This window comes from Pararhizobium sp. DWP1-1-3 (assembly GCF_049896125.1).
Classification (GTDB): Bacteria; Pseudomonadota; Alphaproteobacteria; order Rhizobiales; family Rhizobiaceae; genus Pararhizobium.
The window spans coordinates 1-20,209 of the sequence record NZ_JAFCTR010000009.1; the positions used below are offsets into that span (position 1 = coordinate 1).

The 20,209-nt window shown below is 61.5% G+C and carries 20 protein-coding genes; 11 read left to right on the plus strand and 9 right to left on the minus strand.

All coding sequences use genetic code 11. The features are described from left to right. Positions 1–498 precede the first annotated feature (498 nt). The 4 genes from ACP7BS_RS18165 to kduI form a co-directional block, all read right to left on the minus strand. The gene (locus ACP7BS_RS18165) at positions 499–1,530 is read right to left on the minus strand and encodes an L-idonate 5-dehydrogenase (RefSeq protein WP_426239220.1); all 1,032 of its coding nucleotides are present in this window, start codon (positions 1,528–1,530) and stop codon (positions 499–501) included. A 59-nt stretch (positions 1,531–1,589) separates the two neighbouring features. Beyond that, positions 1,590–2,576, minus strand: coding sequence for a D-erythronate dehydrogenase (gene denD, locus ACP7BS_RS18170; protein ID WP_426239221.1), 987 nt, complete (start codon positions 2,574–2,576; stop codon positions 1,590–1,592). A 70-nt stretch (positions 2,577–2,646) separates the two neighbouring features. Beyond that, entirely contained in the window at positions 2,647–3,402 is a 756-nt protein-coding gene (kduD, locus tag ACP7BS_RS18175) for a 2-dehydro-3-deoxy-D-gluconate 5-dehydrogenase KduD (RefSeq protein ID WP_426239222.1), read from the minus strand. Between the two features lie 5 nt (positions 3,403–3,407). Beyond that, entirely contained in the window at positions 3,408–4,244 is an 837-nt protein-coding gene (gene kduI, locus ACP7BS_RS18180) for a 5-dehydro-4-deoxy-D-glucuronate isomerase (protein ID WP_426239223.1), read from the minus strand. A gap of 229 nt (positions 4,245–4,473) precedes the next feature. Here kduI and ACP7BS_RS18185 point away from each other — a divergent pair, with 229 nt between their 5' ends. Beyond that, entirely contained in the window at positions 4,474–5,514 is a 1,041-nt protein-coding gene (locus tag ACP7BS_RS18185) for an aldo/keto reductase (RefSeq protein ID WP_426239224.1), read from the plus strand. 57 nt (positions 5,515–5,571) lie between these two features. Here ACP7BS_RS18185 and ACP7BS_RS18190 read toward each other — a convergent pair whose 3' ends face one another. From ACP7BS_RS18190 to ACP7BS_RS18200, 3 genes are read right to left on the minus strand one after another with little or no spacing between them, the layout of a single operon-like run. Continuing rightward, entirely contained in the window at positions 5,572–6,555 is a 984-nt protein-coding gene (locus ACP7BS_RS18190) for an aldo/keto reductase (protein ID WP_426239225.1), read from the minus strand. A gap of 6 nt (positions 6,556–6,561) precedes the next feature. Continuing rightward, on the minus strand, positions 6,562–7,440 hold the full coding sequence (locus tag ACP7BS_RS18195) for an amidohydrolase family protein (protein WP_426239226.1): 879 nt from the start codon (positions 7,438–7,440) through the stop codon (positions 6,562–6,564). A 42-nt stretch (positions 7,441–7,482) separates the two neighbouring features. After that, a complete protein-coding gene (locus ACP7BS_RS18200) occupies positions 7,483–8,469 on the minus strand; it encodes an aldo/keto reductase (protein ID WP_426239227.1) in 987 nt (328 codons plus the stop codon). Between the two features lie 148 nt (positions 8,470–8,617). Between ACP7BS_RS18200 and ACP7BS_RS18205 the strand changes: the two genes are divergently transcribed. The 6 genes from ACP7BS_RS18205 (at position 8,618) to larA (ending at position 14,615) form a co-directional block, all read left to right on the plus strand. Next, the gene (locus ACP7BS_RS18205) at positions 8,618–9,835 is read left to right on the plus strand and encodes an ABC transporter substrate-binding protein (RefSeq protein ID WP_426239228.1); all 1,218 of its coding nucleotides are present in this window, start codon (positions 8,618–8,620) and stop codon (positions 9,833–9,835) included. 137 nt (positions 9,836–9,972) lie between these two features. Further along, positions 9,973–10,842 (plus strand): branched-chain amino acid ABC transporter permease, encoded by an 870-nt coding sequence (locus ACP7BS_RS18210; protein WP_426239229.1) that lies wholly within the window; start codon positions 9,973–9,975, stop codon positions 10,840–10,842. 32 nt (positions 10,843–10,874) lie between these two features. Beyond that, on the plus strand, positions 10,875–11,876 hold the full coding sequence (locus tag ACP7BS_RS18215) for a branched-chain amino acid ABC transporter permease (RefSeq protein ID WP_426239230.1): 1,002 nt from the start codon (positions 10,875–10,877) through the stop codon (positions 11,874–11,876). Continuing rightward, positions 11,873–12,598: an ABC transporter ATP-binding protein gene (locus tag ACP7BS_RS18220; RefSeq protein WP_426239231.1), complete on the plus strand. Its 726-nt coding sequence runs from the start codon at positions 11,873–11,875 to the stop codon at positions 12,596–12,598. Before ACP7BS_RS18215 ends, ACP7BS_RS18220 begins: the two co-directional genes overlap by 4 nt. After that, the gene (locus tag ACP7BS_RS18225; protein ID WP_426239232.1) at positions 12,595–13,323 is read left to right on the plus strand and encodes an ABC transporter ATP-binding protein; all 729 of its coding nucleotides are present in this window, start codon (positions 12,595–12,597) and stop codon (positions 13,321–13,323) included. The genes ACP7BS_RS18220 and ACP7BS_RS18225 overlap by 4 nt, the downstream gene beginning before the upstream one ends. After that, entirely contained in the window at positions 13,323–14,615 is a 1,293-nt protein-coding gene (gene larA / locus ACP7BS_RS18230) for a nickel-dependent lactate racemase (protein ID WP_426239233.1), read from the plus strand. The genes ACP7BS_RS18225 and larA overlap by 1 nt, the downstream gene beginning before the upstream one ends. A 4-nt stretch (positions 14,616–14,619) precedes the next feature. Here larA and ACP7BS_RS18235 read toward each other — a convergent pair whose 3' ends face one another. Beyond that, positions 14,620–15,372 carry a FadR/GntR family transcriptional regulator gene (locus tag ACP7BS_RS18235; RefSeq protein ID WP_426239234.1) on the minus strand — a complete coding sequence of 251 codons (753 nt, stop codon included), beginning with the start codon at positions 15,370–15,372 and terminating at the stop codon, positions 14,620–14,622. A 56-nt stretch (positions 15,373–15,428) separates the two neighbouring features. On the opposite strand from ACP7BS_RS18235, the gene ACP7BS_RS18240 reads away from it, so the two are divergent. From ACP7BS_RS18240 to larB, 4 genes are read left to right on the plus strand one after another with little or no spacing between them, the layout of a single operon-like run. Then, on the plus strand, positions 15,429–16,406 hold the full coding sequence (locus tag ACP7BS_RS18240) for an NAD(P)-dependent oxidoreductase (protein ID WP_426239415.1): 978 nt from the start codon (positions 15,429–15,431) through the stop codon (positions 16,404–16,406). A gap of 15 nt (positions 16,407–16,421) precedes the next feature. Beyond that, positions 16,422–17,708 carry a LarC family nickel insertion protein gene (locus ACP7BS_RS18245; RefSeq protein ID WP_426239235.1) on the plus strand — a complete coding sequence of 429 codons (1,287 nt, stop codon included), beginning with the start codon at positions 16,422–16,424 and terminating at the stop codon, positions 17,706–17,708. Next, on the plus strand, positions 17,705–18,502 hold the full coding sequence (locus tag ACP7BS_RS18250) for an adenine nucleotide alpha hydrolase (protein ID WP_426239236.1): 798 nt from the start codon (positions 17,705–17,707) through the stop codon (positions 18,500–18,502). Before ACP7BS_RS18245 ends, ACP7BS_RS18250 begins: the two co-directional genes overlap by 4 nt. Next, entirely contained in the window at positions 18,499–19,179 is a 681-nt protein-coding gene (gene larB / locus ACP7BS_RS18255; RefSeq protein WP_426239237.1) for a nickel pincer cofactor biosynthesis protein LarB, read from the plus strand. The genes ACP7BS_RS18250 and larB overlap by 4 nt, the downstream gene beginning before the upstream one ends. 161 nt (positions 19,180–19,340) lie before the next feature. On the opposite strand, the gene ACP7BS_RS18260 is transcribed toward larB, so the two are convergent. After that, positions 19,341–20,189: a fumarylacetoacetate hydrolase family protein gene (locus ACP7BS_RS18260; RefSeq protein ID WP_426239238.1), complete on the minus strand. Its 849-nt coding sequence runs from the start codon at positions 20,187–20,189 to the stop codon at positions 19,341–19,343. Between the last annotated feature and the right edge of the window lie 20 nt (positions 20,190–20,209).

Consider the following 20,209-nt stretch of genomic DNA (forward strand, 5'->3'; position numbering starts at 1 on the left):
TGCAAGAAGGCGCGCTCCAGGTAAGGAATGACCTTCTGGACCTCATGAGGACCGTCGTCGAATGGCGTTCGTTTCGTCACCACCCAACCCGGCGTATCCGAATTGCGGCCGAAACTTACGTGGCAACGCACTATTGTTCACTGCTTTGGATTCCATTGGCGACGGCAATGCTCCTCTTAGGCCGCTCCCATTCGCCTGCTCCAAGGTCATGGCCTGGAAGCTTGTCCAACTCTACCTCCTTGAACGGAGTCGAACCGCACACGGGTGGGGAAAATAGGATAAGCGTCTGAAAAATGCACGCTTTGTGGCGAAGAGCGTTTAAGGAACTTTGGCAGCTTGCAATCCAGGATCAACATTGCGCCCTGCCGGGGAAATCTCAAGAACGAGCAGAGGCTTGAGCGGGAGAACTTTGACCGCTTGCGCCGGAGGGGCAAGTCGAGAGTAAAATGAGACATTGACCCACCGCAGGATACAGTGGGTGCATGGCTATTCACGCGGTTAGAAAGAGATATGGACCTTCATGGATTTGGTCCGATCGCTGGCAAGCTCAAAGGCAGCAAATGCGTCGTCGATGCTATATATCCTAGTGAGCAATGGCTTCATATCGACCTTGCCTGAATTGATGAGGGCGACCGCCGTTCCGAACTCTTCATGGAAGCGGAAGGTGCCCTTCATCTCGATCTCCTTGGCTACCAGCAAATTCTGTGGGATTGACACGTCGCCGCCCAGCCCGAGTTGAACCAGCACCGACCGCGGCTTTAAGACATCGAGTCCGGATCGAACCGCCTGACCGTTCCCGGAAGCCTCGAAGTGGACGTCGAAGTAACCCTTGTTTGTAGCATAGGCCGATAGGCCGTCTCGATCCGCCTCAATGTTGATTGTCCGGTCAGCGCCAATCCTGCGGGCTTTTTCCAGCACGGCACCTGTCACATCCGTAGCAACGATTTCACGGGCGCCATAAATGCGGGCCGCGATGATCGCCAGGCTCCCGATCGGACCGCAGCCAGTGACCAGAACGCGCTTGCCAAGGAGTGATCCCGCCCGTGCGACAGCATGCAGGGTTACCGCTAACGGCTCGGCAAAGGCGGCCTCGTTGATTGACACTCCATCGGCAACATTATGGCACTGCCATTCCTCAGCAACTAGGCTTTGGCGGAAAGCGCCCTGGATATGCGGCATAGGCATGGCACTACCGTAAAAGCGCATATTCAAGCAGTGGTTCTGCTGCCCCGCCAGGCAATAGCAGCAGGCATTGCAGGGGCGGCTCGGTGATACCGCGACACGATCACCGACACCAAGTCGGGAAACGCCCTTGCCCAATCTCTTTACCGTACCGGCGACCTCATGACCAAGGATCATCGGCTCGCGCAGGCGGACCGCACCGAAACCGCCATGATTGTAATAATGCAGGTCCGACCCGCAAATGCCGCCAGCCTCTACAGCAATCTCGACCTGTCCAGGACCGACGTCTTCGACGGCGCGCTCCTCGACTCGCAAATCTCTTGCGCCATGAATAACGATCGCTTTCATTATCTCTTCCTAAAAACGGTTGTTGGCAGCAATCGTCCAAAATGGCGGGCGCAGATTCGCTATCCGATCCCGCCAGAAAGTTCATCCTGCACATAAATGCGGATGATCTCAGCCATGGTACTTTCGGCTCGAAAGCCGAGCGATAGTGCCAGCACCGGTGCGTAGTCGAAAGCCCAGCCGTCAACGATCGCCTTGATGCGCTCGTCCGGCACGCGGCGGATGAGTTTGACGGCATCTTCGCCCGCAATGTTGCGAAGCGCTTCGATCTGGTCGGCGACCGTTGCCGAAAGACCCGGCATGATCAGGTTTCGCCGCACGCCAAGGCCGCACAGATCGATGGACGCGCCGTGCAGGAGAAAGCCGACGGCGGAGCGCGGGCTGGCGAACCAGTGGCGCACCGTATCCTCTACCGGCAGGATTGCCTCCCGTCCGACCAGCGGCTCGCGCAGGATATTGGAGAAGAACCCGGATGCCGCTGCGTTGGGCTTTCCCGGCCGGACGCAAATTGTCGGCAGGCGGATGCCGACGCCATCGAAAATTCCGCGGCGGCTATAGTCCGCAAGCAGCAGCTCCGTGATCGCTTTCTGCGTGCCGTAGCTTGTGGTCGGCGCCGTCAGGAATTCGTCGGTGATCGGCGATGCGAAGGGCGGGCCGAAAACGGCAAGCGAGGAGCAGAAGACCAAGCGCGGAAAATAGCCGTTCGCCTCGCTCTCGACGCGGATGGCTTCAAACAGCAGTCGGCTTCCATCGAGATTGATCCGGTAACCCTTGGCAAAATCGACTTCCGCCTCTCCCGAAACGATGGCCGCCAGATGGAAAATGACATCGGGCCGTTGCGCAATCAGATTTCTGGCACGCCCGCCTTCGGAAAGATCGGCGATCTCGGTCGTGACCTCGCCAGAAAATCCGGCGGGACTGCTCGGTGGAAAGATATCGGCCAGGGTCAGTTTGTCGACCGGCTGGCCGGACAGCGTACCATCCGCGGCAATACGGGCCGCAAGCTTGCGACCGATCATCCCGGCCGCTCCAATGATCAGCACATGCATCCTATTCACCCTTTATTTTGAATATGCGGCCGATGGCGGTGTTCCGGCTGGCGCCGCCTGAAGACCTTGCTCATCGTGCCAGCCAGCCGCCGTCCACCGGCAGCACGGTACCATGCACGTAGTCTGACGCGGCAGAGGAGAGGAAGACGGCGGCACCACCAATATCGGCCGGATTTCCCCAGCGGCCGGCCGGGATACGCGCAAGGATGCTGCTGCTGCGTTCCGGATCTTTGCGCAAGGCCGTCGTATTGTTGGTGACGAAATAACCGGGGGCAATGGCATTGACGTTGACGCCCTTGGCCGCCCATTCGCAGGCAAGGAGTTTGGTCAGTCCGGCAATGCCGCTCTTCGATGCCGTATAGGATGGGATGCGGATGCCGCCTTGGAAGGACAGCATCGAGGCGATGTTGATAACCTTGCCCCTGCCCTTTTCAAGCATGTGGTGAGCAGCCGCCTGGGTGAGGAAGAACGCGGTCTTCAGGTTTATGTTCATCACCGCATCCCAGTCGTCCTCGGAAAAATCGATCGCGTCGGCGCGACGGACGATGCCGGCATTGTTGACCAGGATATCGATGTTTCCGAAGGTCTCGAGGGTCTCAGCCACGATCCGCTTGACCGGATCGATGGAGCCGAGATCGGCAGCAATCGCATGAAACCCGGCGCCGGCCTCGCGGACAAGCGCTTCGGTTTCCGCCATCGATGAGCGACCGACGGCGACGATCATCGCCCCGGCCTGCGCCAGCGCCACGGCGATGCCCTGGCCGATGCCGGTGTTGGCGCCGGTCACAATGGCGGCGCGGCCGGAAAGATCGAAAGGGTTTGGCATGCCGGTTACCTCAATTCGCCGATTGCGACATGGTCCATGTCGGTGAAATTCTTGTTGTCGCCTGCCATCGCCCAGATGAAGCTGTAATTGCTGGTCCCGGCGCCGGAATGAATCGACCATGGCGGCGAGATGACCGCCTGCTCGTTGGCCACCAGCAGATGACGCGTCTGCGTCGGTTCACCCATGTAGTGGAAAATTCGCTGATCTACGGGAACATCGAAATAGAGATAGGCTTCCATGCGACGGTCATGCGTATGGGAAGGCATGGTATTCCAGACACTTCCCGGTTCGAGCATCGTGAAGCCCATGGTCAACTGGCAGGACTGGCAGACCTCCGGATGGATGAACTGGAAGATCGAACGCTTGTTGGCCGTCTCCAGCGCCCCGACCTTCATCTGGCGGGCCTTCTCGGGCGTCAGATGCACGGTCGGGTGGATCGCATGGGCGGGCGCCGAGACAAGGTAGAACTTCGCCGGATTTTCACGATGGATACTTTCGAACAGCACCTCGACGATGCCCTTGCCGATATACAAGCAATCGAGCCGGGCCAGATCATAAGCCGTTCCATCGAGGCGGATACGGCCCGGGCCTCCGACGTTGAGCGCGCCTAGTTCACGCTCGGCAAGGAATGTTTCCTGACCGAGGGGCTTGGACGCTGACAGGGCGAGAGGTGTGGCAAGCGGCATCGCCCCGCCGAGCACCATGCGATCATAATGGGAATAAGTGAGGACGATTTCACCCGGCTTGAAGATCGTTTCGACGAGAAACTGTTCCCTGAGCTTTTCGGTGTCAAAGGCCCGGACCGCCTCCGGGTGCGAGGCGTGCCGTACATCAATTTTCATCGTTTCCATCCCTTTTTATCAAGGCAATCCGCTTGGAAAATCCTGGCCGCCCCGCTCGATAGGAGAAGCGCCAGAAAGCGCTGCAAGCGCATCGTCGCCTCACTCTATCATCCTCTTACCTTGTTGTACGACAAGTTTTATGTCAATGTCTTTATGTGGTTCGGAGCAAGGCCGCACTGCGGGATCGTTCGATAGGCGGTTCGCAGGAACGAGGTTAAAGGAAGTGGAAATGAAGAAAATTCTGTCGAGAGCCGTGACGGATGGCTTGAGCGTCACCACTATGGGGCTGGGCGGAACCGGGCTCGGCAATATGTATCGCTCCACCGATCCGCAGGATGCCTACGCCACGGTGCATGCGGCCTATGAGAACGGCATCCGCTATTTCGATACGGCACCGGTCTATGGTTTCGGCCTGGCGGAGAGCCGCCTGGGCGAGGCGATCAAGTCGCTGCCGCGCCACGAAATCGTTATTTCGTCCAAGGTCGGCTACGATCTCGTTCCAATTCCGCCATCCGAGATGACACCGCAACTGTGGGACGACGCGCCGCCGTTCCGGGCGGATTTCGACTATTCCCGCGACGGCGTGCTGCGTTCAATCGAAAGCACGCTGAAACGGCTCGGCACCGACTACGTCGATATGTTGGCGATCCACGACCCGGACGAAGCCATCCATTTTGCACCCGGCGAAGACCCCTATGCCCGCAGCCGTTTTCGCGAGGCGATGGACGGCGCCTATGTGGTGCTTGACGACCTTCGGGCGCAGGGCGTGATCAAGGCGGTGGGCGTCGGTATCAACCAGTGGCAGATGCTGTCTGATTTTGTCGTTGCCGGCCATTTCGACTATTTCCTTTTGGCCGGGCGTTACACTCTTCTGGAGCAGGAGCCGCTATCGGTTCTCTTCCCGGTCTGCGAAGAGCGCGGTACCAAGATCGTCATCGGCGGCCCCTACAATTCCGGCATTCTCGCGACAGGCGCCAAGGACGGCGCTACGTTCAACACGCGTGCTGCTCCAGCCCATGTGCTCGATCGTGTCCGGCAGATCGAGGCAGTGTGCGACCGCCACGGCGTTCCGCTGCCCGCAGCAGCGCTGCAGTTTCCGCTCGGCCACCCCGCCGTCGTCAGCGTCATTCCGGGCGCCCGCTCGGTCGCCGAACTGACCCAGAATCTGGATTACATGCGGGTCAACATCCCCGCCGCCCTTTGGAACGACCTGATGGCCGAGGGCCTCGTGGAGTCTGGCTCGCCGTTGCCTTTGGGTGCTGCGGCCTGAGACGACAATACCCCGCCGGACGGAAATCAGGCGGGGTGTCATAAAGGCAGACTGGATTTAGCAAAGATCGTCGATCTCCTGCCAGAACGCTTCCGGTATCGCGTATTTCGACCATTCCAGGTTCTGCGCGACCCGTTCCGGCCTGCTCATCCCGAGCACCGCGGCCGACACGAGCCTGTTGCGGAACGGAAACTGGATGGCGGCGGCCTGAAGCGGAACGTCGTACTTTTCGCAGATCCGTTCGATCCGCTGCGCCCGTGCCGTGATCTCCGCTGGCGGCGCACCATAGTCGTAGGTCGCGGCGCTCTTGTCCGACCCCGTCGCCAGGATGCCGGAATTGAAGACGCCGGCCACGACGATTTCCGTGCCGGCCTTTTCGGCGGCAGGAAAGAGATCGGCGGCAGCGCTGTGATCCAGCAACGTATAGCGCCCGGCGATCATCACAGCATCGAACTGGCCCGCCTCGACAAAGCGCGTCGCAACGTCGCCCTCGTTGACGCCGACGCCAATCGCCTTGACATGACCTGCCCTGCGCAGATCGTCGAGCGCCCGGTAGGAGCCATCCATGGCTTCGCCGAACCGGCGCTCATAGGCATCGCCATGCGTGAACCGGTCGACATCGTGGATATAGACGAGATCGAAGTCCTGAAAGCCAAGGCGGTTGGCCGATTGCTCCAGCGACCGCATCGTTCCGTCATAGCTGTAGTCGAATACGGGCTTCAGCCGCAGCGGAGAGGCCCAGAGCCCGTAGTCCACGCTTTCTCCGCGCGGCGGCACCATGTACCGGCCGACTTTCGTCGAGACGGTGATGCTGTCGCGCGGCACGGTGCGAAGATACTGGCCGAGCCGGAGTTCGCTCAGGCCGTGACCATAGAGCGGTGCGGTATCGAAATAGCGCAGGCCCGCATTATAGGCCGTCGCCAGAACCTCCCGTGCCGCCGTCTCCGAGACATCCCGATAGAGCGTGCCGATGCCGCTCGCGCCGAAACCCAACCGGGATGCAAAGCCGATGCGGCGATGACCGTTTGTATCATTGGTCATGATCGATCACCCGCTCGACCGGGATGAGAATCCCGGCAACCGATAGGCCTTAATGGCATTTCCGCCTAAGATTTTGTCGAGATCGCTTTTGCCAAGGTCCTTCAAGCACTCGCGCAGGGCGTCAAGCACGCGGTCGTAGCTTCCCGCGACAAGGCAGACCGGCCAATCGGTGCCGAACATGCAGCGATCGACACCAAAGATGTCCAGCACCTCGCGGACATAGGGCTTGAGGTCTTCCGGCGTCCAGTTCTGCCAGTCCGCTTCCGTGACCATGCCGGAGAGCTTGCACCAGACATGATCCCGCTCGGTGCGAAAACCGCGCATCAGCCTTGCCCAATCGTCAAACTCCCGATCACGGATATTCGGCTTGGAGATATGGTCAAGCACGAAGCGCATGTTCGGATACGCTTCGACGGTGCGCACGCAGGAGGCAAGCTGCGGCAGGTTCGGCACGAGATCGTAAACCAGTCCCGCCGCCTCGATGGCCTGAAGGCCGCGGCGTGCATCGTCACGCAGCAGCCAGTTCGGATCGCTTTCCGTCTGGATGAGATGGCGGACGCCGACCAGCCATTTGCCTTCGGGGCTGGCCTGAAGCGCGGCCAGAGTTTCCGCGACATGCGGATCGGTGAGATCGACCCAGCCGACGACGCCGGCGACGAAGTCCGTTGCCTCAGCCGTGCGGATAAAATCCCAGGTTTCGCCGAGATCGTTCCATGTCTGGACCAGAACGGTTCCGGAAACCCTGTTGGCTTCCAGCGAGGGCCTGAGATCAGCGGGCGCAAAGACGCGGTTGATCGGTTCGAAGGGGCCGCTCAGCCAGCCATAGTCGCCGCCGCTCTTTGGGTCCCAGAAGTGGTGATGTGTATCGATGATGGGTGTGGCCATGGACATATCCGTTGGTTTTCAGGTGTGTGACGGGGTGCTCTCTCACCACTTCTGATGAACGTGCTTGCGGATATCCTCGTCGTAAATCTCGACGATCTTTTCCATGACATCCTTCGACAGCGCCGGCAGGGCTGCCGCTTCGGCGTTGGACTGGGCCTGTGCCGGATTGCGGGCACCGGGAATGGCGACGGTGACGGCATCGAACATCAGGATCCAGCGCAGGGCGAACTTGGCCATGGTCGTATCGCCGGAGACCAGCGGACGGATGCGTTCGACCGCATCAAGGCCGACCTCATAGGGCACGCCGGAGAAGGTTTCGCCAACATCGAAGGCTTCGCCATTGCGGTTGAAAAGGCGGTGGTCCGTCGTTTCGAACTTGGTGTCGCGCTTGAACTTGCCGGAAAGCAGGCCGCTTGCCAGCGGCACGCGGGCGATGATCGCGACGTTCTTTTCCTGCGCCAGTGCGAAGAACCGCTCGGCGGGACGCTGGCGAAAAGCATTGAAGATGATCTGCACGCTGACGACGCCGGGATATTCGATCGCCTTCAGGGCTTCCTCGACGCGCTCGACGCTGACGCCGTAATTGCGGATCTTTCCCTGCTCGACGAGACGATCCAGCCGCTCGAACACTTCCGGATGGTAATAAAGGTCTGTCAGTGGGCAATGCAGCTGAACCAGGTCGAGCGTATCGGTTTCGAGGTTCTTCAGGCTGCGCTCCACATAGGATGTGAGGTTTTCGGCGCTGTAGCCGGCAACGGTCTGCTCCGGCAAACGGCGTCCAGCCTTGGTCGCGATGAACGGCCGCTCGCCGCCGCGTTCCTTCATGGCCTTGGCGATCAGCCGTTCGGAATGGCCGTCGCCGTAAACATCGGCTGTGTCGATGAAGGTGACGCCGCTGTCCAGCGCGGCATGCAGCGCCTTGATGGCGTCGTCGTCATTGACCTCGCCCCAGGCGGCGCCGATCGCCCAGGCGCCGAAGCCGATTTCGCTGACGTTGCGGCCTGTCCGGCCAAATGGTCTGGATCGCATGGTGTTCTCCCTCGCTGCTCAAGCCGGCTTTCTGCCGGGCGGGACGCAAGCCGCAATCGCTTGACATCCTCTGCCACCGGTATTATCAGAAAACAGGGTTGTACGACAACCCGGTAAGACTGCAAAATTCATCGGGAGGATGAAAACCGTGAAAAGCAATCTCGTGAGGAGCGCAGCATTGGCGCTATGCCTCGGCGCGTCCGGATTTCCGGCGCTTGCCCAGGACGCAGGTAATACAGTCAAGATCGGCGTCGTCGCCGCTGAATCCGGCGCATTCGTTTCCGCCGGCCACACACTTCCGGCCGGCGTCGGCCTGGCCGTCAAGCAGATCAACGATGCCGGCGGCATCAACGTCGGCGGCAAGAACTACAAGCTTGAGATGGTCAAGCGCGACGACCGCACGGACATCGCGACGGCGATCGCGGCGACGCAGGAACTGGTGCGCGACGAAAAGGTCGCTGCGATCTTCGGTTCGGAATCGCACGATTTCACGCTGGCCATGGCGAAGATCACCCAGCCTGCCAAGATTCTGCATTTCGCCGGCAATTCGACGCTCGGCAAGGTCCTGACGCCCGAAGCCGTCAAGGCCGGAGGCGAGAACCATTATCTCTTCCAGTCGGAACCGCAGGAATTCCAGCGTTCCGGATCGACCGCACGTGGCGTACTCAGCTTGCTCGAGCCGCTGCTCGGCGCCAAGCCGAAGAAGTCGGTCGTCATTGCGGGCAATGATGCGACAGGCCAATTCCTATCGTCCTTCTACATCACCGCTCTCAAGGCAGAGGGCCAGGACGTTCCTGACATCATCTTCTATCCACCGGAAACCACTGACTTCTCGCCCTTCCTGACCAAGGCAAAAAGCTATGATCCGGACGTTATCCACTTCTGGTACAACGGCGACTCGACGCTGACGGCGCTGCCGCAGGCGCTCGAACTCGGAGCTGCGAAAAGCTACTTCATGTTCGGTGTGGACCCCGGCATCTGGAAGGAACGCGGCTTGACCGCCGACGTTCCCGTGGCGATGAGCTGCGTGCCGATCTGCTGGGGGGCATCGTCCAATCCGGGTTCGAAGCCGTATTTCGACGCCTATTTCGCAGCCGGCGCACCACATGGCGTGACCTCGTCCGTGTCGCTGCTCTATCATGACTATGTCCACTTCCTTGCCAAGGCATGGGAAAAAGCCGGTTCCTTCGATCCGGACAAGACGGTCGATGCGCTGATGTCGATGAAATATTCGGGCGTCGTTTCCGACACGCTCGCCTTTAACGAGACGCACCAGGTGACCCACGCAACGGAAGTCTGCGCGGCAGCACCCGGTGGCGACATCACCTGCTCGATGCAGCAGCCGCCGGAAAAGGCGCCTGAATAATCACTTTCCCCGAGTGAAGGCGACGGCACCTTCGCCACAGTCTTCAAGTCCGCCGGATGTTACCGTCCGGCGGACTGCCATTCCAGAAAAGGCCGTGCAGTTTTGCAAGTGGCAAGGCAACCGACAGGAAAACCACCGTGGATATTCTCCTGCAACAACTCCTCAACGGATTGTCGATCGCCAGCGTTATCACGCTGATTGCGGTCGGCGTCACTCTCATCTTCGGCTTGACCGGCATCATCAATTTTGCGCATGGGGAATTTCTGATGGTCGGCAGCATCGTCACCTGGCTTGCAGTCAGCAATGGCCTGCCCTTTCCGGCCGCCCTCGTCCTTGGGGTGATTGCCGTGGCTCTCATGGGCTTCGTGCTGGAGCGTGTCATCTTCCGCTTCACGCTGGAGCGGCCGACGAACGGCTTCATCGTCTCGCTCGGCCTGATCGTCGTTCTCCAGCACATCGTCATCCTGTTCTGGAACGCCAACCAGAAAAGCATTCCGCGTCCGCTGACGACCGTCTGGGAAATCGGCGGCGTGCGCATCGCCTCCGTGCGGGTGATGGTCATCCTGATGACGATCGCGGTCGTTGCCATGACCTATGTCATGATCACCCGCAGCCGCTACGGCCGGGCGCTCCGCGCCAGCGTCGAGGATCGCGATACGGCAGCCTTGATGGGCATTCCCGTGCGCCGCTACATCACCGGGGTCTTCGTGCTCGGCAGCGCACTGGCCGGTCTCGGCGGCGGCCTGCTGATCGCGCTTTTTCCGATCACGCCGTTCACCGGCGGCACCATGGTCATGAAGGGCTTTGCCGTCGCGTTGATCGGTGGCCTCGGTAACCTGTCGGGCGCTGTCGCAGCCGGGTTGATCCTGGGCATCGTCGAGGGCCTCAGCGCCGGCTACGGCTTTTCCGAATGGACCGACGCCTATTCCTTCGGCCTGATGATCCTCGTCCTGCTGTTCCGTCCGCATGGTCTCTTCGGTGGGACCAGCGGCCCGAAAATGGCCTGACAGAGGCCTATGAAATGATCGGTAACGACACAATGATCAAATCCGTCTCCTCGCTGCGCTCGCTCGCACCGGTTCTTTTCGTCCTATTGTTGCTGGCGCTGATTCCGCTGTTTTCGCCGAGCAACCGCTTTTTGTCGCTTGCCATCTCGGCCGGCATCAACATCATCGCGCTCTATGGCCTTTCGGTGCTGTTTGGCCAGACCGGTATCCTGTCGATGGGCCATGCGGCGCTGGTCGGGGTCGGCGCCTATACGGCGGCGCTTCTGGCCCGCGATTTCGATATCGGCTTCTGGGTGTCCATTCCGCTCGCCGGCATCATGGCAGCCATCGTCGCGGCGTTCATCGGCATTCCGTCGCTGCGGGTCAGCGGCCATCACTTCGTTATCATGACCTTTGCCTTCGGGCAGTTGCTAACGATCATCCTCACCAACGGCGGCGACTATACCGGCGCTGCCAGTGGCCTTGATATGGGAAAACCTGTGACTATGTTCGGCGCGGACCTTGACGCCCTGCCGCGCTTTTATCTGCTCGTCGTCGCCTTCGTGACGATCAGCGCGGTGGCAAGCTGGGCGATCATCAATTCATCCTATGGCCGCACCCTGCGCGCTATCCGCGAAAACGAAAAGCTGGCCGCCGCGCTCGGCATTAATGTTGGCCGCCACAAGATCGGCGCCTTCATCGTCAGCGGCGTCTTTGCCGGCGTTTCCGGCGTACTGCTCGCCTATTTCCTGCGCCATATCTCGCCCGGTCAGTTCGCCTCCTTTCCGAGCATCTATCTGGCGCTGATGGTCATGATCGGCGGCGCGCGCCTGCTGCTCGGGCCGCTCGCCGGCGGCATCCTCGTCTCCTTCCTGCCGGAAGTGCTCAACCTCGATCCCGTCCAGTCCCGCATTCTCTACGGCGTCTGCCTGATCGCGGTAATCCTGTTCTTGCCCAACGGCCTGATCGCCGGTATCGCCGATGGCTGGACCTGGCTCGTCAAGATGTCGAAGCGCACGCCGGCTACGGGTAACGTTCCGGAGGCGGGCCGATGAGCGTCCTTCTCGACATAAAAGGCCTGCGTAAGCAGTTCGGCGGCGTCACCGCTCTCTCCGGCGTCGATCTCGCCATTAACGAAGGCGAGATTTTGGGTGTGGTCGGCCCGAACGGTTCCGGCAAGACAACGCTGTTCAATGTTGTCACCGGCGTCCACAAGCCGACCGCCGGCACCGTGACTTGGAAGGGCAAAGACATTACCGGCATTCCCGCCAATCAGATTTCACGCAACGGCATCGGCTACACCTTCCAGCAGGCCATGGCTTTTCCGGGACTGACCGTGCTGGAAAACGTCCAGATTGCCACCGAACATTCCGCGGCATCCGCCCGCACGGATTTCGCCTGGCCGACACCGGCCTCGCTTCTCGAATTCGTCGGCATACCTAGCCTTGCCAATGAGAGAGCCGGCATCCTGCCCTTCGGCAGCCTACGCCTGCTTGGCTTGGCTCTTGCGCTGGCGACGCGTCCATCCCTACTTCTGCTCGACGAACCCGCGGCCGGTCTCAACGATCGCGAAACCGCAGCGCTTGTCGGTCTTGTTCAGCAGTTTCCGGCGCACGGCATCAGCGTCTGCGTCATCGACCACGATATGAAACTGATGCAGATGCTCTGCAAACGTCTCGCCGTCCTCGATTTCGGTTCGAAGATCGCCGATGGGCCGACGGCCGATGTGCTGCACGACCCGAAGGTTCTCGAAGTCTACCTCGGAGGTGAACTGTGACCCTGCTCTCCGTTTCCAACGTCACCACCGGTTATGGTCCGACGATCGTCAATCGCGACGCATCGCTGACCCTCGAAAAGAACGAGATCATCACCATTCTCGGCCCCAACGGAGCCGGCAAATCGACACTGCTGCGCACCATCGCCGGGCTGGTGAAACCACGTGCCGGACAGATCACCTTCGACGGCGAGACCGTCACCGGACAGCCGCCGGACGTGATGGCCAAGCTCGGCGTCGTGCTGGTGCCGGAAGGTCGGCGCATATTTGCGGACATGACGGTCGAGGAAAACCTGCGCCTCGGCGCCTATACCCGGCGCGATGCAGACGGCATCAATGCCGATGTGAAGACGATGGAATCGTTCTTTCCAATCCTAGCTGCGAAACGCAACGACAAGGGCGGATCGCTGAGCGGTGGCCAGCAACAAATGCTGGCGATCGCCCGCGGCCTGATGGCAAGGCCGAAGGTGCTTCTGCTCGACGAGCCCTCGCTCGGCCTCTCGCCACTTCTCGTCAAGGAAATCAAGGCGATCATCCTCAATATCGGCGAGCGCTTCGGCGCCTCGGTACTGCTGGTCGAACAGAATGCCGGGCTCGCCCTTTCCGTTGCTGCCCGCGGCTATCTGATGCAGAATGGCCGCATCGCCATCTCCGGACCTATCGAAGAGTTGAGAGATATGTCGCTGATGCGCGAACTCTATCTCGGCGGGATCAAGGAGACGGCCTGATGCAGGACGAAACGATTGCGGTTTCCTATGGACGCGGCCACCTCGCCGTCCGGATGCCGGAGGGCGCAGAGCCGACGGTCATCCGCAAACAACCGCTGCCTAAGCTCGCCGATCCGAAGGCGGCCGTGGTCGCGGCGCTCGAAAATCCGATCGCTGCCGCGCCGCTGTCGCAGCTGGTCAGGGGCCGCAACAGCGCCTGCATCCTGATCTGCGACATCACCCGGCCGGTCCCGAACCATCTCTTCCTGCGCCCGATGATCGAGACCATGCTTGCCGGCGGCATTCCGCGCGAGAATATCTCCGTCCTCGTCGCGACCGGCCTTCATCGCCCCAATCTCGGCGAGGAGCTGGCCGAGCTGGTCGGCGACCGCTGGGTGCTCGAAACCGTGCGCGTCGAAAACCACTATGCCCGCAATGAGGAAGACCATATCGATCTCGGCTTCACGCCGACACGGCATACGCCGGTCAAACTCGACAAGCTGTTCGTCGAAGCTGATCTTCGCATTGCGACCGGGCTGGTCGAGCCGCATTTCATGGCCGGCTGGTCGGGCGGACGCAAGGTCATCGCGCCCGGCGTCGCCCATCACGAAACCATCCGCACCTTCCATTCCGCCCGCTTCATGGAAGATCCGCTGGCCGTCCAGTGCAACCTGATCGGCAATCCGCTGCATGAGGAGCAGCTCGAAATCGTCAAGCTGCTGGGCGAGGTCTATGCGCTGAACACGGTGCTTGACGAAGAGCGCGACCTCGTCTGCGTCACCTTCGGCGAAATCATCGCCAGCCACGCGGCGGCGGTCGATTTCGTCAGCGACGCCACGCGCATCGGCCTGCCGAGAAAATACGGCACCGTCGTCACCTCGTCCGCCGGCTACCCGCTCGACAAGACCTATTACCAGACGATCAAGGGCATGGTGACGCCGCTCGACATTCTCGAGCCCGGCGGCACGCTGATCATGGTGTCGGAATGTTCGGAAGGCTTCGGTTCGCATGAATTCCGCGAAGCACAGGCGCGGCTGGTCCAACTCGGCCCCGAACGTTTCCTGGCGACCCTGACCGCAAAATCACTCGCCGAAATCGACGAATGGCAGACGGAAATGCAGCTGAAGCCGATGCGGGTCGGCCAGATCGAGCTTTACACGACGGGTCTTGCCGGCGCGGACCGGGATTTGACCGGCGTGACCATGATCGGCGACCTCACCGATGCGATCGCGCAAAGCATCCAGCGCAGCGGCGACCGCCAGGTGGCCGTCATCCCGGAGGGGCCGTATGTCATTCCGCAGTTTTCGGCGTGAACGATCAGGAGGCCGGCTGGCCGGTGTGATCGCGCAGTTCCGCAAAGCGGTCGGCGCTTCGGCTGAGATGGTTGCGCAGGGTCTTTCTGGCGGCGTTCTCGTCGCGATCGCGGATCGCCGCAAAGATGGCACCATGTTCGCGGCGCATGCGGGTCATGTGTTTTTGCCGCTCGGCTGCACCCATCGTGTCGAACCGCGCCCATTGCCGCGGGATCATCAGGTTGCCGAACGTATCGAACAGCCGGGCATAATAGGAGTTCTGCGTCGCCACCAGAATCGCCCGGTGGAAGGCGAAATCCTCGGCCGCACCGGAGCCGCCATTGAGGATGGAGGCATCGAGTGCATCGAGCCGCGCCTGCATGCGCTCCAGATCCTCGTCGGTGCGCCGCAGCGCCGCGAACCCGGCCGCCTCGACTTCGATGCCGATGCGCAGTTCCAGCACGCTGATGACTTCCTCGATCGATTCGAGATCGTTCGGAACGATGGAAAAGGACCGGGGCGTCGGATCGTTGGACACAAAGGCGCCAAGACCCTGACGCGTCGTGATCAACCCTTTCGCACGCAACGACGCCAGCGCCTCGCGCACGACCGTGCGGCTGACGCCCGTCGCCGTCATGATCGCCTGTTCGGTCGGCAGACGCTGCCCGGGTGCAAGATCGCCGGATTCGATCTGCGCAATCAGCGTATCGACCAGGCCGCTGCGCAGGTTCGGCGTATGCTGGATGGCGTTGAAAAACGCCCCTTCCTTTTCCGTCATCGTCTGAGTGACCCTTTCACGCGAGCCCTTTCCGTAAAATCCATTTCACTCCTGCTATCCGATGGCAGCAAAAAAAGCAAAACAGGCTTGCAAAGGCACGACCGAACCACACGGGAGAAGATAGTATGAATGAACGGATCGGCTTTATCGGCCTCGGCGCCATGGGCTCCGGAATGGCCGCCAATCTCCTGGCCAAGGGTTTTCCTCTGACTGTACTTGCCCATCGCCGCCGGGAGGCAATCGACGATCTGGTCGCCAAGGGTGCCAACGAAGCAAAGACAGGGCGGGAACTAGCGCTGGCCAGCGACATCGTCGTGCTCTGCGTCACCGGCTCGCCACAGGTCGAACAGGCGATCAAGGGACCGGACGGCCTTGCCTCCGCCGGCAAGCCGCTCTTGATCATCGACTGCTCGACATCCAACCCCTCGACCACCGTTTCGCTTGAAGCCGATCTTGCGGCATCCGGAATCACCCTGATCGATGCACCCCTTGCCCGCACGCCGAAGGAGGCCGCGGAAGGCAAACTCGACGTGATGGCCGGCGGCGCACCGGAGGTTTTCGCACGGGCAAAACCTGTTCTCGATGCATTTGCTGCCCGCGTCATCCATACCGGCCCGACCGGCAGCGGCCACACGATGAAGCTTCTCAACAACTTCATCTCTATGGGCTATTCGGCGATCTATTCCGAGGCGCTGACGCTCGGCGTCAAGGCGGGACTGACGCCGCAGGTCTTCGACAGCGTCATTCGCGGCAGCCGCATGGACTGCTCCTTCTATCAGGCCTTCTTCGACTTCGTATTGAACCGTAATGAGAACGCCCAGCGCTTTGCCATGGTCAACGCCCTGAAGGATATGTCCTATCTCGCCTCCTTCGCCCAATCCGCCGGTGTCGCCAACCCGATCGGAGCCGCCGTGCGCAACAGTTTCGCCACCGCCGTCGCGACCGGCCATGGCGAGGCTTTCGTTCCGGCACTTTCGGATGTGATTGCCGGGCTGAACGGCGTATCGCTGACGGACCCGACCCCGGCACGCTAGGCAGGCAAAAGACGAATGAAGTCGTTTCACCTCGATCCCCTTGGCGGCATTGCCGGCGACATGTTCATTGCCGCGATCCTCGACGTGCGTCCGGATCTCGAAGCCGGCCTTCGCGAAACCCTATCGCGCTGCCCGCTGATTGCAGATGTTTCCGTCACCGTCGTCAGCCACAATGACGGCGTGTTGACCGGGCAGCGGTTTGTGGTCGATCGTCCCGATGACCGGAGTGCGGCGGATGAGCATCGCCATGTCCATGGCGGGCATGGGCATCATCACCACCATCATGACCATGACAATCACCACGATCATCATCCCGAGGACGATCATTCGCACACGCATGTCGCATGGCGGGATATCCGGTCGGCGCTGGAAAGCTCGCGGCTCGATCGCGCCGTCATCCGGCATGCGATCGGCATCTTCGCTTTGCTGGCCGAGGCCGAGGCCAAGGTGCATGGCACCACACCCGAGGACATCAGCTTCCACGAGGTCGGGGCCTGGGATTCGATCGCCGATATTGTCGGCGCGGCCTATCTGATCGCGCAACTGGATGCTTCGTCATGGACGGTGGGTCCTCTGCCGCTTGGTTCCGGACGGGTTCGGACCGCTCATGGGCTGCTGCCGGTCCCCGCCCCGGCGACCGCGCTCTTGATGCAAGGTTTTGCGACCATCTATGACGGTGTCGGCGGCGAGCGGGTGACCCCGACAGGTGCGGCGATCCTTGGCTATCTCTGCAGGGAGCCCGCAGTGCCCTCGCCCCGCACCCTCATCGCCTCCGGCCACGGCTTTGGAACCCGCAAGCTGCCGGGCATCAGCAATTGCCTGCGCATTCTCTGCTTCGAAACAGCGGACGCTGCCACCGCCACGGAAGCCATCGCCGTGATCGAGTTCGAGACCGACGACCAGACCGGGGAAGATCTTGCCCATGCCATCGATCACCTGCGGGCGCAGGACGGCGTGCTCGACGTGGTGCAGGCGCCGGTGTTCGGCAAGAAGGGCCGGATGATGGCGCATGTGCGCATTCTCGCCCGGCCGGATTCATTGCAGGCCGTGGCGCAACGCGTTTTCGACGAGACCAGCACGATCGGTATCCGGCATTCGCTGGTCCGGCGTATGACGCTGCCGCGCGAGGCGGGGGAAATTCAAAACGGCGACCGGTTGTTTCGCACCAAGACGGCGATCCGGCCCGGCGGCCCGACCCTGAAAATCGAAGCCGACGATCTCGCCGATATTGCCGGCAAGGGCGCACGTGATACGATCCGCAGGATGGTCGAAATGACCGACAAGACGAAGGACGCGGGATGACGGAGGCACTGCGCGACATTCTCCGGAATATCGGTTCGGCAACGATCGCCGTTAGCGGCGGCGTCGATTCGATGACGCTCGCGGTTCTCGCAAACCGCACGCTCGGCGGCGATCGGGTAACAATCATGCACGCCGCATCCGCTGCCGTTCCGCCTGAGGCGACACAGCGCGTCAGGCATTGGGCTGCGATCGAAGGGTGGGATTTGCGCGTGATCGATGGCGGGGAACTGGCGGACGAGAAATATCGCAGCAATCCGCTCAATCGCTGCTTTTTCTGCAAGGGCAATCTCTACGGCACGATCGCCGACCTGACCGACCGGCAGATTGTGTCCGGCGCCAATACCGACGATCTCGGCGAATACCGGCCGGGGCTGGATGCCGCCCGCCAATATTTCGTCCGCCATCCCTATCTCGAAGCCAGGATCGACAAGAGCGGCGTGCGGTCGCTCGCCCGCACCCTCGGCCTCGGCGATCTCTCCGACCTCCCCGCCTCGCCCTGCCTTTCGAGCCGGGTCGAAACGCTGATCCGCATCGAGCCGGAAACGCTGCAGGCCATCCATGCCGTCGAACTGCTCATCGCGGATCGGCTCGCCCCCCACACCGTGCGCTGCCGCGTCCGGCAGACGGGTATCGTCGTCGAACTCGACGCGTTGAGCCTCGATGCCGCAAGTTCGACCGAACGTTTGGCACTCACCGCATCAATCGCAGAACTCATGCCGAATACGCTCGCCGGCAAGCCCATCGCTTTTGCCGCCTATCGCAACGGCAGCGCATTCGTCGGCGCAAAACCATGAGCGGCGGCAACGACATCGTCTTCGATTTCGGCCGCGCCGAGCGGATCGGCCTCGATGAGGCAGTCTTCTGCCAGATGAAATCCCCCGCGCAGATCGATGCCATTCTCGACGGCGCATCGAAAAGAAACGCCGGCCTGCTGCTGACACGTCTCGACGCGGACAAACTGGCCGCACTTTCACCCGTACATCATGAACAGATCGACTATTGCCCGATCTCGCAGACGGCATTTTTCGGGCCGCTACGGCCCGTCGCCTCGCGCGGCGCCATCGCCATCGTCGCGGCCGGAACGTCCGATGCTTCGGTTGCCCGCGAGGCAGCGCGCACCCTGCGCCATGCCGGTGTCGAAGCCTCGCTGATCGTCGATGTCGGCGTGGCCGGGCTCTGGCGGCTGACTGAGCGGCTCGACGACATCCGCCGTCATCCGGTGGTCATTGCCGTCGCCGGCATGGATGCGGCCATCGCCAGCGTGCTCGGCGGCCTTGTCTCGTCGGCAATGATCTGCGTTCCGACCTCCGTTGGCTACGGCGCGGCGGAGAACGGGCGGACAGCGCTCAACGCCATGCTGGTCAGCTGCGCGCCGGGAATCACCGTCTGCAATATCGACAACGGCTATGGTGCGGCCTGTGCCTCCCTGCGCATCCTTGAAAGTGCAGCAAAGATGCGCGATCTGGATTGATAGAGTCATCGGCCTGTTTTGCGCCGTGAATTTTCTCCGCGCTCCGTCATCCTCGGCCCTGAGCCGAGGACCCATCAGCGCCTGCCCAAACCGCAGATGGCCGGGTCAAGCCCGACCATGACGACGGAGCTGAGGTGTGAACCGAGGCACTTTCGAGAACCTCAGGCCGCGTCGACCGTCAGCTGCTGCTGCTCACCGAGACCCTCGATGCCGAGCTTGATGGTCTGGCCGGCATGCAGGAAGATCGGGTCCGGCTTGATGCCGAGGCCGACGCCAGGGGGCGTGCCGGTGGAGATGATGTCGCCCGGCTGCAGGCTCATGAATTGCGAAATATAATGCACCAGGAACGATACCCCGAAGATCATCGTCTTGCTCGATCCGTTCTGGCGTGACACGCCGTCGACGGTCAGCCACATCTTCAGGTTCTGCGGATCGGCGATCTCGTCGCGGGTTACCACCCAGGGACCGATCGGGCCGAAACTGTCGGCTGACTTGCCCTTCGTCCACTGGCCGCCGCGCTCCGACTGGAATGCGCGCTCCGATACGTCGTTGATCAGGCAATAGCCGGCAACGTGGTTCATCGCGTCGGCTTCGGTCACATAGCGCGCCTCGTCGCCGATGACGACGCCGAGTTCGACCTCCCAATCGGTCTTCTCCGAATTGCGCGGGATGATGACATTGTCGTTCGGGCCGGTGATGGCGCTCGTCGCCTTCATGAACAGGATCGGTTCTTCCGGAATCTTGGCGCCGGTCTCGGCGGCATGGTCGGCATAGTTGAGGCCGACGCAGATGAACTTGCCGACGCGCGATACGCAGGGACCGAGGCGACCGGGATTTTCGACCAGCGGCAGGCTTTTCGGATCGAGCGCTTCGATCGCGGCAAGGCCGGCACGTGTCAGCACCGCGCCGCCGATATCCGGCACGTGGCCGGAGAGATCGCGCACCTTGCCGTCTGCATCGAGAAGTGCGGGCTTTTCGGCGCCCGGCTGGCCATAACGGAGAAGTTTCATGATGGTATCCTGTGAAAGAT

Coding starts and splice junctions, on each gene's coding strand:
- denD (WP_426239221.1), bottom strand. CDS start 2,576: ATGCATGTGCTGATCATTGGAGCGGCCGGGATGATCGGTCGCAAGCTT.
- ACP7BS_RS18235 (WP_426239234.1), bottom strand. CDS start 15,372: ATGACGGAAAAGGAAGGGGCGTTTTTCAACGCCATCCAGCATACGCCG.
- kduD (WP_426239222.1), bottom strand. CDS start 3,402: ATGCCAAACCCTTTCGATCTTTCCGGCCGCGCCGCCATTGTGACCGGC.
- ACP7BS_RS18190 (WP_426239225.1), bottom strand. CDS start 6,555: ATGACCAATGATACAAACGGTCATCGCCGCATCGGCTTTGCATCCCGG.
- ACP7BS_RS18260 (WP_426239238.1), bottom strand. CDS start 20,189: ATGAAACTTCTCCGTTATGGCCAGCCGGGCGCCGAAAAGCCCGCACTT.
- ACP7BS_RS18245 (WP_426239235.1), top strand. CDS start 16,422: ATGAAGTCGTTTCACCTCGATCCCCTTGGCGGCATTGCCGGCGACATG.
- ACP7BS_RS18195 (WP_426239226.1), bottom strand. CDS start 7,440: ATGGCCACACCCATCATCGATACACATCACCACTTCTGGGACCCAAAG.
- ACP7BS_RS18185 (WP_426239224.1), top strand. CDS start 4,474: ATGAAGAAAATTCTGTCGAGAGCCGTGACGGATGGCTTGAGCGTCACC.
- ACP7BS_RS18220 (WP_426239231.1), top strand. CDS start 11,873: ATGAGCGTCCTTCTCGACATAAAAGGCCTGCGTAAGCAGTTCGGCGGC.
- ACP7BS_RS18215 (WP_426239230.1), top strand. CDS start 10,875: ATGATCAAATCCGTCTCCTCGCTGCGCTCGCTCGCACCGGTTCTTTTC.
- larB (WP_426239237.1), top strand. CDS start 18,499: ATGAGCGGCGGCAACGACATCGTCTTCGATTTCGGCCGCGCCGAGCGG.
- ACP7BS_RS18200 (WP_426239227.1), bottom strand. CDS start 8,469: ATGCGATCCAGACCATTTGGCCGGACAGGCCGCAACGTCAGCGAAATC.
- kduI (WP_426239223.1), bottom strand. CDS start 4,244: ATGAAAATTGATGTACGGCACGCCTCGCACCCGGAGGCGGTCCGGGCC.
- ACP7BS_RS18250 (WP_426239236.1), top strand. CDS start 17,705: ATGACGGAGGCACTGCGCGACATTCTCCGGAATATCGGTTCGGCAACG.
- ACP7BS_RS18165 (WP_426239220.1), bottom strand. CDS start 1,530: ATGAAAGCGATCGTTATTCATGGCGCAAGAGATTTGCGAGTCGAGGAG.
- larA (WP_426239233.1), top strand. CDS start 13,323: ATGCAGGACGAAACGATTGCGGTTTCCTATGGACGCGGCCACCTCGCC.